Genomic DNA, 12,883 nt, shown 5'->3' with positions numbered 1-12,883 from the left:
AAAATGAATACCGGTACTATTATCGTTTTAGCATTTCCTGATACTTTTGTTCGCTATTCTGATGAATCAGCATTACATGTTTTTCCTTATTTGGGTTTAGGTAAAAATAAGTTTATTAAGGCGGGACATGCGGCTTTAGTACTTATCGAAAATTCTACGGGTAAGGCCTCCTATTATGATTTTGGTCGTTACGTGACTCCGCCGGGGACGGGAAGGGTGCGTAGTGCTGCGACAGACGTAGAGTTGGAGCTTCCGTTCGATGCAAAATTTGACGATGCAGGAAATTTGGATAACTTAGAAGAGTTTTTAGTGTGGCTTGAGGCAAATCCTGAAAAAACTCATGGTGAAGGTCGGCTTGTGGCTTCGTTATGTTATGCAATTAACTTTGAGAGTGCTAATGGGTATCTCATGTCGATGCAGGAGCAGGGTAGCCTGCCATATCGAGCTTTTGGTAAAAAAGGAAGTAATTGTTCTCGTTTGGTTACAGATACCCTTATTCGAAGTACGACAGATGCAATTATCAAACTGTACTTAAAGAGAATAAAAATCTTTACACCAAGTCCATTGGGTAACGTGCTGTATGCATCTAGAAAAAAAGATCTTTATACCGTTACCGATGGATGTTTACAATCTTATACCGGATCAGTGATCCGAGAGAATTTAGTGAATTATTTTGATAAAAAAATACCTGTATCTCTCGATGAATCAGCTCATGAATTGAAACTTGATTCCAGATATTTATTTTTTTTAAGCGGTATTGGTAGTAGTGCTTATTTTTATATACAGGACACCCAAAATGAGGAGGTATACACCATTCGACGGTATACAGAAAAAGGTGTTACAGATTTTGAAGGTCAGTTTATACTTGAGAAAAAAGGATTTAATTTTCAAAAGGATTTTGAAATAATCCACGACTCTAATTGTTTATTTTGTCACGTAAAACAAGAGGGTGAAATTTATAGATTACAGCGAATTAAGCGTACTTATTAATTCAGTGCAAAAGGAGTGCTCAATTTGAAGCTAGGGATAAATACTTTGAATCTGGCGGTAGAAGTAAAATTGATCATATTATAAAAACCTTTCATAGAGCCAAACGGGGAGTGAAGCAAACAACCGCTGCTGTATGTGTGGGTTTCTCCAGGTTGTAAAACTGGTTTTTTTCCGATGACTCCTTCGCCCTCCACAGTTTCCACAAAGTTTAGTGCATCCTTGATTTTCCAGAATCGGGATGTTAGTTGAACTACATCGCTACTTTGATTTTCGATAGATATAATGTAAGCGAAAGCATAGAATACACGATTATTTTTAATAAACGTACCTTCAAACGTAGTGTCAACTGAAATTTTTATGCCTTTGGTAATTTGTTCGACCATAGTAAAAGGTTTTTTCCTTGGACCTTGAATGATGACTTAAGCTAATATACATATAATCAATAATTCGTTTAGCTAATTTAACAATAGTTTGTAAGTGATTAGCCGCGGATTTTGCATTGACTGCTGTTTTAGTTGTGTATCAATTACTAATAGATGAGGAATTAGCTTCTCCAATACCTATAACTCTATCATATCTGGCTCCCGGAGCGGTGTAGTACGATATAACGGTGTAAATATTTTCGGTTTCATCAAAATTTCCGCTGATAAAACCGGGTTCTATAGCATTACTTTCGGTGCGTAATACATATTTATAATTGTAAAAACCTTGTTTGAGTAGAATTTTTAGTTCAAAAAATCCGGATTCTTTATTGTAAACAAGTTGGTTATTACGGTTTAGTTCATAATTGTTGAAATCTCCATATAAATACAGTTCGCCTTTTCCTATAGGTTCATAACACTGAAGTGTAAAATGCATCCAAACATAATCTGCAGCAGTGTCGCTGTCTTCGGAGCGCAGGTTGCGTATCACAAATCCACCATTAATATCTGGATTGTAGGTGTAATTACGATTCGCTCGTACCACATCCGTATATAAGTAATGATGATAAAGATCTTCTAAGGCTACCCGTTTGATGTTGGCTGTAGAAGAGCGTATTTCTTTATTATCATAAAATAAAAATTCATTGCCACCCCAAAAACTAGCTTCGCTATCATACCGGTACACAAGTTTATTGGCCGAAGTGTACTGGGGTTTCAAATTCGTGATGCTGGTTTGCAGATCACCATTCTGAAGGATTAATGTTTTTACAGTTTGCTCGGGATTTCTAAAAAAAAATGATTTACCAGGGTTGATTTCAAAATGTACGCTTTGCTTCGTGTTGATGTGAGCCAAAGTCCTGGATCTTTTTATTTTAACACCGACAGAAGCAATATTTTCATATACAATAAATTTTCTCGAAAAAACGAACTGATCATTATCATCATAAATCTGAAGTATATAATTACCGCTAACTTTCAATCCATAAGTATCTTCATTAGGGATATTTACCGTGTAGTGACTATAAATTTGTAAGGTGTTAAAAGAATTTTCGTAGTTGGTGATTCTAATATCATCGAAGCCGTCCAAGTATTCATTCTTTGATAATTGTGACGGAGTCCAATTAAAGTCACAATGAATAATTTTATAGTAATAGTCGGCCTCATCTCCATTAATGTCGTCAAAAGTCATACGTAAAGGATCGCCTAGTTGAAGTATGGGTATTCCGGTTTTGTCTGCTGCTCTAAAAAACTGAACAGATTTTATGTGAGAAGGTAATGCAGCTTCATTTGTTTGTAATTGAGCTAAAATATTTTGTAAATTGGACGTGGTCAAAAGGACAAAAATTATTAGATGTCTACAGATATAATTTGACATTTGTGTTCGTTTTGAGGATAAAGATAATCAAAAGTTATACCTAAAAACTTTAAAGTGCATGACTAACAGAAATTATTTATTTAGAAAGAATATAAATAAAATCTTATAACACAACCTCCTTTCACTTGCATGTTTTAATTAGTAAATTTGCACGATTTTTTTAGTTAATTAACATAGACTTTAAATATGTCAAAAGACATTCGTATCAGAAAAGGCTTAGATATTAAGCTTGTTGGCGAAGCAGAGAAAATTACTGTCGAGGCCACTCGAAGTAATATCAACGCGATTAGGCCTGATGATTTTCATGGCATTGTGCCCAAGGTTATGGCTAAGTTAGGCACAGAAGTTAAAGCGGGGGAACCTCTTTTTCATTCTAAGGCTAATGACAAATTACTTTTTCCTTCGCCCGTAAGTGGAGAGGTAGTAGAAATTGTTAGAGGTGCAAAGCGTAAGATTTTAGCCTTTAAAATTTTAGCTGATAAGGAACAGCAGTATAAGGATTTTGGAGTTAAAAATGTAGGAACCATGTCAGGTGAAGAGGTGAAAGATCATCTACTTGCTTCTGGATGCTGGCCCTTTATTAAGCAACGTCCATATGATGTAATTGCTGACCCGAGTATTGAGCCTAAAGCTATTTATGTTTCCGCATATGCCACAGCTCCTTTGGCGGCTTCTTATGACTATATTTTACAAGGTAAAGAATCAGCGCTTCAAGCTGCGGTTACTGCGCTTAGTAAAATGACTCCGGGAAGTGTTCATGTTTCTGCGGGGGATTTAAGTTCATCGCCTTTTGCTAAACTTACTGATATACAGCTTTACAGCGTATCCGGACCACATCCTGCTGGGAATGTGAGTGTTCAGATAGCAAACATTGATCCGCTCAACAAAGGAGAGACTGTTTGGGTTGTTACGCCTCAGGATTTAGTTATTATCGGTGAATTATTGCTAACTGGTAAATTTAACTCAGAACGTACAATAGCGTTAGTAGGATCGTCTGTTAAAACTCCAAAATATTATAAAACACGTATTGGAGCAGAGGTTTCAACATTAGTATATGACTCCGGAGTTAAGGATGAGAATATTCGTGTAATCAGTGGAGATGTTTTAACCGGTGATAATGTTAAGCCTGACGGGCATATCGGGTTTTATCATAACACTGTGACGGTTATTCCTGAAGGCAATGATTATGAATTCTTTGGTTGGAACAAACCAATTTTTAATAAAATATCTACTTCTAGAGCTTTAACCTTTTCTTGGTTGTTTCCTAATAAAAAATATGAATTAGATACTAATACAAATGGTGAGCACCGTGCCTTTGTGGTGACCGGTAATTATGAGGAAGTTTTTCCTTTTGATATTTATCCGTTACAATTGTTGAAGGCATGTGTGGTTAACGATCTGGATGCGATGGAACAGTTGGGAATGTATGAGATAGCTCCTGAGGATTTTGCGCTTACTGAGTTTGTGTGTGTGTCAAAGCAGCCGCATCAACAAATTGTTAGAGAAGGTTTAGATTTAATGTTAAAAGAAATTGGGTAGCTATGAGCTTAAAAAATAAATTACATCAATTAAAACTTAAGTATAAGGATAAAAAGATGGCGCCTGCATTTAATGCACTCCATACTTTTTTGTATTTGCCTAACGAGACCACACATTCTGGAGGACACGTTAGAGCTGCAGATGATTTAAAGCGTACTATGAACACCGTGATTTTGGCGTTAGTACCTTGTTTGCTTTTTGGTATTTTTAATGCTGGATATCAACATTATTCTGCAATTAATGGTTTTCCTGCTGATTTTTCTCTTTTTGATCATTTTATTAACTGGGAGAATTTTGTTTTAGGGGCATGGACGGTTTTGCCGCTAGTAATTGTATCCTACGGGGTAGGATTGGCTGTAGAGTTTTTGTTTGCCGTTATTAAAGGACATGAAGTAGAGGAAGGATATTTGGTTACGGGGATGTTAGTTCCCTTAATCGTACCGATAGATATACCATTATGGATGCTTGCGGTAGCAGTTGTTTTTGGAGTTGTGATCGGAAAAGAAGTTTTTGGAGGTACAGGGATGAATATTCTTAATCCTGCCTTGACGATCAGAGCATTTTTATTCTTTGCCTATCCAACCTGGATGTCAGGCGATAAAGTATGGGTACATGAGGCTGTTGAAAGAGCGGGTACAGCAGATGCAATATCAGGAGAAACTATTCTTGGTACATTGGCGCAAAGTAATCCTGTGCAGTTTTCTATATCAGATATGTTTTACGGATACATTCCTGGATCCGTAGGAGAAACTTCTACTTTATTGATTTTGATCGGAGCGGCAATTTTGATCTTTACCAAAGTAGCGAGTTGGAGAATAATTTTGAGTGGTTTTGTAGGTGCAGCACTTATGGGACTTTTATTCAATGGAGTTGTAGATGCAGGATGGATTTCAGAATCCAGTAAATTCTATGGATTAATGAGTACACCATTCTGGCAGCACTTAATAATTGGTAGTATTGCATTTGGAGTTGTTTTTATGGCTACAGATCCTGTTTCCGGATCACAAACCAATAAAGGGAAATGGATATATGGATTTTTAATTGGATTTATTTCAATTCTTATTCGTGTCTTTAACCCTGCATATCCAGAAGGAGTATTTTTAGCAATTCTTTTAATGAATGTTTTTGCTCCGACAATTGATCACTATGTTGTTCAAGGAAATATAAAGAAGAGAATGAAACGTTTAAAATTAAAAACAGCGTAATCATGGCGATGAATACAGATAAAAATAACTACACGATCATTTTCTCTGTGATAATGGTGTTTGTTGTAGGAGCTTTATTGGCTGGTGTATCTTCGGTACTTAAGCCAGATATAGCAATCAATAAAAAGAAAGAGAAGCAACAAAATATTTTGTTTGCTATGAATGTAACAGATGATAAGGATCCTAATGCCTTCGTGCCTGCAGATAAAGCACAGGTGCTGTTTGATCAGTATGTTGGAGGTGAGCAATTTGTTATTGTAGATGGAAATGCTACTAAAACTACTGATGCCTTTGAAATTGACATTAAAAAAGAAGCAGATAAGGTAAAACAAGATGCTGATTACAAAAGAAGATTGCCGCTATTTATAGGGGAAAAGGATGGAGAAAAATTCTATATCATTCCTGTTCGAGGAAATGGATTATGGGATGCTATCTGGGGTTATGTCGCGCTTAATGACAATTTTGACACAGTAAAAGGAGCTTTCTTTGATCATAAGGGTGAAACTCCCGGTTTAGGAGCTAATATTACCGAAGCGTATTTTAGAGAAGATTTTCTTGGTGAAAAGATTCTAGATGCTGATGGTAATTATCGTGGTATTGAGGTGAAAAAGGGAAATTCTGATCCAAAAAATAATCGTAAAGATGATAACGCTGTAGATGCCTTAGCTGGAGCTACGATTACAGGTGATGGTGTAACTGCCATGGTTAAAAAAGGGATTAAGATGTATTTACCTTATTTTGAAACTTTAAAAAAATAGATAATGGCTGAAGTAACTACAGAAGAAGTTAAAGTAAAAGAGCCGAAGGAGCCTTTATTTTCAAAGAAAAACAAAAAGTTGCTAACCGATCCTTTAGCAGATAATAATCCGATTACCATTCAGGTACTAGGGATATGTTCTGCACTTGCGATCACAGCACAACTTAAACCATCGATTGTGATGGCAATATCGGTTGTCTTTGTACTTGGTATCGGTAATGTTGTTATTTCGTTGATGCGAAATGTGATACCATCCAAAATTAGAATTATTGTTCAATTAGTAGTGGTAGCCGCTTTGGTTATTATCGTTGATCAGGTATTAAAGGCTTTTGCCTATGAACTGAGTAAGCAATTATCCGTTTTTATTGGTTTGATTATTACTAACTGTATAATTATGGGACGTTTTGAAGCTTTTGCCTTGGGTAATGGTCCTTGGAAATCTTTCTTGGATGGTGTAGGTAATGCAGCTGGATATGGACTATTATTGATAATTGTTGCCTTTTTTAGAGAACTTTTAGGTTCTGGTACGCTATTCGGATTTAAAGTTTTGGGTGATCCAATTGAAAAAACGGGATTGTACGCGTTTGGATATGAAAACAATGGTTTTATGGTACTGGCACCTATGGCTTTAATTACAGTAGGAATCATAATATGGGTACAGCGTAGTAAAAATAAAGCTTTAATCGAAGATCATTAAAAAGTTATAATTACTGAAACCAGGGAGTATGTTGCATGTCATAATCCCTAATAAAAGTAATACTAATATAAACGCAATATAAAATGGAATATTTAGAATTGTTTTTAAAAGCAATATTTATAGATAACATGGTATTCGCATTCTTTTTGGGAATGTGTTCATACCTTGCAGTATCTAAAAAAGTATCAACCGCCGTAGGTCTTGGAGCAGCAGTTATTTTCGTTTTGGCCATAACAGTACCTCTTAACTTTTTACTTGATAAGTATTTGTTACAGGATGGTGCTCTAGCTTGGCTTGGGCCAGAGTATGCAAGCTATGATTTAAGTTTTCTTACCTTTATTCTATTTATTGCAACTATCGCAACGATGGTGCAATTGGTAGAGATTATAGTTGAAAAGTTCTCACCATCTTTATATAATTCTTTAGGTATTTTCTTACCATTGATTGCAGTAAACTGCGCCATCTTGGGAGGGTCTTTATTTATGCAACAAAAAGAATTTCCTGCAATTTCTCACGCCGCAGTATACGGTATAGGATCGGGAATTGGTTGGTTTTTGGCGATATTAGCTATAGCAGCTATTCGTGAAAAAATCAGGTACTCAAATGTTCCTGCACCGCTTAGAGGTTTAGGTATCACCTTTATTTTAACAGGTTTAATGGCTATTGGATTCATGAGTTTTGGTGGAATGCTTACCGGAGGGGACGATGAAGAAGATGTAAAAGCAGCTGAGAGTGTTCAGGTGGAAGTAAAAGAAGAAAATGCTACCAAAAAAGTAGCTGATAATACAAACGTTACAATACTTAAATAATATGATATTTTTAGCGTCAACAGTTGGAACCATCGTAATTACCGTAATCGCCTTTTTGGTGTTGACATTGGTATTGGTTGGGATTTTGTTATTTGCAAAAGATAAATTACTGCCGTCAGGTCCTGTTAAAATAACGATTAACGGTGAAAAAGAAATAGAAGTAGCTTCTGGAGGTAGCTTGTTATCTACATTAGGAGCGCAAAAAATATTCTTACCATCTGCTTGTGGTGGTGGTGGGACTTGTATTCAGTGCGAGTGTCATGTTTTAGAAGGTGGAGGTGAGGCTTTGCCTACTGAAACACCACATTTTTCACGTAAGGAACTGCAGCACGGTGCTCGTTTAGCTTGCCAGGTAAAAGTGAAGCAGGATATGAATATAGAGATTCCTGAAGAAGTTTTTGGTATCAAAAAATGGGAGGCAGAAGTTGTGCGTAATTATAACGTCGCTTCTTTTATTAAAGAATTTGTAGTTCGTATTCCAGAAGATATGAACTATAAGGCAGGAGGATATATCCAGATTGAAATTCCTCAATGTGAAGTAAAGTTTGCAGATATGGATATCACTGCTCACCCAGAAGAGCATGAAACTCCGGATAAATTTCAAGAGGAATGGGACAAATTCAATTTGTGGCCATTAGTGATGAAGAATAATGAAACTGTTGAGAGAGCTTATTCGATGGCTTCTTATCCTGCTGAAGGTCGAGACATTATGTTGAATGTTCGAATTGCTACCCCGCCATGGGATCGCGCTAAGAACGGATGGATGGATGTGAATCCTGGAGTTGCATCTTCATATATATTTTCTAGAAAACCTGGAGATAAAGTTATTATCTCAGGGCCTTATGGAGAGTTCTTTATCAATGAGACCGAAGCTGAGATGTTATATGTAGGTGGAGGAGCAGGTATGGCACCAATGCGATCACATTTATATCATCTTTTCAAAACCTTAGAAACAGGACGTACTGTTACGTTTTGGTATGGTGGTAGATCTAAAAGAGAACTTTTCTACTTAGATCATTTTTATCAATTAGAAAAGACATTCCCTAATTTCAAATTTTATTTGGCACTGTCAGAACCGTTGGAAGTTGATAACTGGAAAGTTAAAAAGGATATCAACGACACAGAGGGAGACGGGTTTGTAGGTTTTGTTCATAACGTGGTTATTGATAATTATTTAAATCATCATGAATCGCCAGAGGATATAGAGTTATATTTCTGTGGACCGCCATTGATGAATAAAGCTGTTCAAAAGATGGGAGAAGACTTCGGAATTCCTGATGAGAATATCAGATTTGATGATTTTGGAGGATAATCTTCAATTATATTATTAAAAACCGGCATCTTAATGTCGGTTTTTTTATATGCTCATTTTTTTATATGTTGAACTTTAAAACATAAACCTAATTACTTTTGGTATGTCTAGAGAATTGACAAAACAAGAACTTCATAATTTAGCAATGAACATTGTTGGAAAGGAACTGGAGGAACTTGGTTACGAATTTGTTGCTGTAAACAGTAAATTAGGAAAGCATCCCCAGTTTGTTTGTATTGATACAACCAAAACCTATTATTTTGTATTAGTAAAGGTGGTGAACTATCCGGATAATCCAAATAATTACGACATGGTTTGGATGGAAACTTTTAAAAAACATGCCTCTACAAAAAATGCAAAAGTACTCTATGCGGGAGTTGGGCTGCAGAATGCAGTAAATCCTATGGATCCATTGCTCTTAAATGAAGATTATTTATTAAATTATGCCGGTTTACAAACTATAGAAACTCATTATAACTAATATGCGGTATACTAAATATTTATGGCTGTTTATAGCTGTGTTTTATTTGATTGGATGTAAAAACAAGGGTAACGAATTGTTTGTGAATACTACGATTGGTGAAGCGTTTGGTACTACTTATTCTGTGAAGTTTATTGATAATCAACAATATAATGTTGCCTCTTGTCTGGACAGTATCGTCGAGCAAATCAATATATCGATGTCTACTTATCAAACGGATTCTGATATATCTAAAATTAACGCTGGTGATTCTACGGTGGTGGTAGATGCTCATTTTCAGAAAGTTTTTGAGACTGCAAAAACTATACATGAGCAAACTAACGGAGCTTTTGATCCTACTATCGGAATCTTGGTGAATGCTTGGGATTTTGGGCCTTCTGGAAGTGTTGTTTCACTTGATAGTTTAAAAATAGACAGTTTATTACAGTTAGTGGGCTTGGAAAATGTGGAGCTAGTTGATAATAAAGTTCAGAAAAGATTCAAAAACACTTTTTTAGATTTTAATGCGTTGGCAAAAGGATACGCAGTTGATGTTTTTGCGAATTATATGGAGTCACTTAAGCTTGATAATTTTTTAGTGGAGATTGGTGGAGAGATTAGAGTCAAGGGACGCAATGTCTATAAGAATAAGCCCTGGACCATTGGTGTAGAAGATCCTAATTTTGATTATACACAGTCATATAGTAAAGTGATTCCGCTTACTAATCAAGCTATGGCAACTTCAGGGAGTTATCGTAAATTTAAATTGGATAGTGATGGTAATCGATATGCTCATATCATAAACGCTAACACTGGCTATCCGCTCAAGTCAAATCTATTAAGTGTATCTGTTATTGCTGACACCTGCATGGAGGCAGATGCCTATGCAACGGCTTTTATGTCAATGGGACTTTATCGATCAAAAAACTATTTGAAGTCTAATAAAGACTTGAAAGCTTTTTTTATCTATGAGAGTACCAATGGCCTGTTAAGAACGCTGTCCGTAAATGATTTTCCTGAAAGTTAAGGCTTAAAACAAACCGGTAAAACTTCTCCCGGAGCTAATCGATATTCATCAATTTTCTCAGGGGTTAATTTTTCGGAGTAGTTGATTTCTTCAACTTTAAACCCAATTGCACGTAGTTTATCAAAATAATCGCGTCCATAGATTCTTACATGATCATATTGACCAAATATTCTTGCGCGTTCAGTTGCATCTGTAATACTGTCATCCGTAAATGTCACCGATCTGTTTAAATCCTGTGGGATCTGTAATATTGCCATTCCGCCAGGTTTTAATACTCTAAACAATTCTTGCATTGCCTTTGTGTCGTTAGGGATATGCTCTAATACATGATTACATAAAATTATATCATAACTATTATCCTTAAAAGGTAGGTCACATATATCCGCTTTTATGTCCGCCAAAGGAGAGTTTAAATCCGTAGTTGTATACTCCAGATTATTCAACTTCCTGAAACGTTTAAAAAAAGCCTGTTCAGGAGCAAAATGTAAAACCTTGTACGTGGCGGTGAAAAAGTCAGTTTCGTTTTTCAGATATAACCATAATAGACGATGTCTTTCCAGCGATAGCGTAGAAGGAGAGAGGACATTTTCTCTGGGTGTCACATAACCATACGGTAAAAATTTAGAGAATTGCTTACCATCGATAGGATCAGTATATCTTGATCCTCTCAAAAACCAAGCTACTAAAGGTCGTACTATATAACTTAATCGTATTAGAAATGGTCTTGGAACAGTGTTTAAAACAAATTTAAATAGTTTTTTCATAGTTCGCGTAAGCGATAATTATACGGTAAGTAGTTCTTGCCTAAAAGCATCTTCTTCATTGGTAACAATGCCTAAAGCTTCATTGATATATTTAAAGGTAGAAAGAATCTCAGGTTTACCATCAATGATAGCAACATCATGTTCAAAATGCGCACTAGGTTTGCCGTCGTCAGTGAGAATAGTCCAACCATCACGAAGCTGTTTGATACGATGTGTACCCATATTTGTCATAGGCTCGATCGCCACCACCATACCTTCAATAAACTTCTTACCACGACCTCGTCTTCCATAATTAGGCATTTCGGGATCTTCATGCATGGTTCGACCTAAACCGTGACCTACAAGTTCTCGTACCACTCCATATCCGGCATCTTCGGTAAATTTCTGAATAGCATAACCAACATCCCCTACACGATTACCTACTTTAAACTGCTCAATACCGACATAGAGAGATTTTTTGGTGACATCTAATAGTCGCTTTACCTCTTCGGAAATTTCTCCAACCGCAAATGTATAGGCATGATCCCCATAAAATTCATTCTTTATAGCACCACAATCAATAGATATAATATCACCCTCTTGTAATGGAGTTTTATTAGGGATTCCATGCACAACTTGCGCATTAGGACTCATACATAATGTATTTGGAAAATCGTACAAGCCCAAAAAACCCGGAACTGCACCATGATCTCGAATGAAAGTCTCTGCTAAAGTATCTAACTCAAGTGTTGTCACTCCCGGTTTTACCTCTGAAGCTAACATACCTAAAGTTTTAGACACTATTAATGCGCTTTCTCGCATTAATTCTATTTCTTCTCGTGTTTTTACTATAATCATGTGCTTGTTACTTTATGCAGGCGACAAATTTACAAAGAATAAAAGGATCTTCAATATTCGCAACTCCTAATCTTCGTAGGAGTGCTTATAAGGCTCTCCGGACAAAATGGTGATCATATCTTTCTCTAAAGACTCACGTGCATACTCGACATATCGCCCTAATTCTTTTCCATCTTTATAAAAAATAAAGGTAGGTACGCGAATGATATTTAAGCCTTCTTCGAGTTTTTCAGGGGTATCCTTATTGCGGGTTACGGTAATAAGCGTTAGATTATTATAATCAAACTTAGCTTCATCCATAATTTTATAAAAAGCGGGTACGCCGTATTGACTATCACCACACCAAGTTCCCATAAAAGCTTTTATTTTAACATCCTCTAATAAGGGTTGTAATTGAGCAACTGCTTCTGTGTCCATTTCATAACTATCATAATTATCATTAAACCAATAATCATGAGGTTCGCGCTCTAAGGCAGCTCTATCTTGAATACCTAACAACATCCCAGTAGGATTTGAAGTTTCGTTTTGACTGGTAGTCGCTTGTTTTTCGGCCGTATCCAGAACATCAAGTGTTGAATCTTTTTGCGGAGTAATACTGCTACTTTTACAAGCTACTAGTGCTAATAATAGCAAAGAATTTAAAATTAATTTCATTAGAAATCTACGGTTTACTGTTAATTAGATGGGTT

The 12,883-nt window shown here is 36.1% G+C and carries 14 protein-coding genes; 9 read left to right on the top strand and 5 right to left on the bottom strand.

The features are described from left to right. The first annotated feature begins 3 nt into the window (after positions 1–3). On the top strand, positions 4–990 hold the full coding sequence (locus tag ACJRPK_RS15050) for a DUF6695 family protein (protein WP_407141174.1): 987 nt from the start codon (positions 4–6) through the stop codon (positions 988–990). On the opposite strand, the gene apaG is transcribed toward ACJRPK_RS15050, so the two are convergent. Both apaG and ACJRPK_RS15040 read right to left on the bottom strand, forming a co-directional pair. Then, positions 987–1,373, bottom strand: coding sequence for a Co2+/Mg2+ efflux protein ApaG (apaG, locus tag ACJRPK_RS15045; RefSeq protein ID WP_407141173.1), 387 nt, complete (start codon positions 1,371–1,373; stop codon positions 987–989). The two genes, ACJRPK_RS15050 and apaG, sit on opposite strands and share 4 nt — an antisense overlap. Positions 1,374–1,512: 139 nt before the next feature. After that, positions 1,513–2,787: a DUF5103 domain-containing protein gene (locus ACJRPK_RS15040; RefSeq protein WP_407141171.1), complete on the bottom strand. Its 1,275-nt coding sequence runs from the start codon at positions 2,785–2,787 to the stop codon at positions 1,513–1,515. Between the two features lie 186 nt (positions 2,788–2,973). Between ACJRPK_RS15040 and ACJRPK_RS15035 the strand changes: the two genes are divergently transcribed. The 8 genes from ACJRPK_RS15035 to ACJRPK_RS15000 all read left to right on the top strand — a co-directional run bounded on the left by ACJRPK_RS15035 (position 2,974) and on the right by ACJRPK_RS15000 (position 10,593). Continuing rightward, entirely contained in the window at positions 2,974–4,326 is a 1,353-nt protein-coding gene (locus ACJRPK_RS15035; RefSeq protein WP_407141169.1) for a Na(+)-translocating NADH-quinone reductase subunit A, read from the top strand. A 2-nt stretch (positions 4,327–4,328) separates the two neighbouring features. Further along, entirely contained in the window at positions 4,329–5,531 is a 1,203-nt protein-coding gene (locus tag ACJRPK_RS15030) for an NADH:ubiquinone reductase (Na(+)-transporting) subunit B (protein WP_407141168.1), read from the top strand. A 2-nt stretch (positions 5,532–5,533) separates the two neighbouring features. After that, positions 5,534–6,289: a Na(+)-translocating NADH-quinone reductase subunit C gene (locus ACJRPK_RS15025; protein WP_407141167.1), complete on the top strand. Its 756-nt coding sequence runs from the start codon at positions 5,534–5,536 to the stop codon at positions 6,287–6,289. A 3-nt stretch (positions 6,290–6,292) separates the two neighbouring features. Continuing rightward, positions 6,293–6,985, top strand: coding sequence for an NADH:ubiquinone reductase (Na(+)-transporting) subunit D (locus ACJRPK_RS15020; protein ID WP_148781442.1), 693 nt, complete (start codon positions 6,293–6,295; stop codon positions 6,983–6,985). 83 nt (positions 6,986–7,068) lie between these two features. Beyond that, a complete protein-coding gene (gene nqrE / locus ACJRPK_RS15015; protein ID WP_148781441.1) occupies positions 7,069–7,794 on the top strand; it encodes an NADH:ubiquinone reductase (Na(+)-transporting) subunit E in 726 nt (241 codons plus the stop codon). A gap of 1 nt (position 7,795) precedes the next feature. Further along, positions 7,796–9,106, top strand: coding sequence for an NADH:ubiquinone reductase (Na(+)-transporting) subunit F (nqrF, locus tag ACJRPK_RS15010; RefSeq protein ID WP_148781440.1), 1,311 nt, complete (start codon positions 7,796–7,798; stop codon positions 9,104–9,106). A gap of 103 nt (positions 9,107–9,209) precedes the next feature. After that, the gene (locus tag ACJRPK_RS15005) at positions 9,210–9,587 is read left to right on the top strand and encodes a Na(+)-translocating NADH-quinone reductase subunit F (RefSeq protein WP_148783873.1); all 378 of its coding nucleotides are present in this window, start codon (positions 9,210–9,212) and stop codon (positions 9,585–9,587) included. A gap of 1 nt (position 9,588) precedes the next feature. After that, positions 9,589–10,593 carry an FAD:protein FMN transferase gene (locus tag ACJRPK_RS15000; protein ID WP_407141164.1) on the top strand — a complete coding sequence of 335 codons (1,005 nt, stop codon included), beginning with the start codon at positions 9,589–9,591 and terminating at the stop codon, positions 10,591–10,593. Here the strand turns inward: ACJRPK_RS15000 and ACJRPK_RS14995 are convergent. From ACJRPK_RS14995 to ACJRPK_RS14985, 3 genes are all read right to left on the bottom strand, one after another. Then, positions 10,590–11,357 carry a class I SAM-dependent methyltransferase gene (locus ACJRPK_RS14995; RefSeq protein ID WP_407141162.1) on the bottom strand — a complete coding sequence of 256 codons (768 nt, stop codon included), beginning with the start codon at positions 11,355–11,357 and terminating at the stop codon, positions 10,590–10,592. The genes ACJRPK_RS15000 and ACJRPK_RS14995 overlap by 4 nt on opposite strands. A gap of 18 nt (positions 11,358–11,375) precedes the next feature. Further along, positions 11,376–12,194 (bottom strand): type I methionyl aminopeptidase, encoded by an 819-nt coding sequence (map, locus tag ACJRPK_RS14990; RefSeq protein ID WP_407141160.1) that lies wholly within the window; start codon positions 12,192–12,194, stop codon positions 11,376–11,378. Between the two features lie 66 nt (positions 12,195–12,260). Then, positions 12,261–12,848: a thioredoxin family protein gene (locus ACJRPK_RS14985; protein WP_407141158.1), complete on the bottom strand. Its 588-nt coding sequence runs from the start codon at positions 12,846–12,848 to the stop codon at positions 12,261–12,263. Between the last annotated feature and the right edge of the window lie 35 nt (positions 12,849–12,883).

The organism is Aquimarina sp. 2-A2 (assembly GCF_045505135.1).
Lineage (GTDB): Bacteria > Bacteroidota > Bacteroidia > Flavobacteriales > Flavobacteriaceae > Aquimarina > Aquimarina intermedia.
This window is presented reverse-complemented; position numbering and strand designations above follow the sequence as displayed.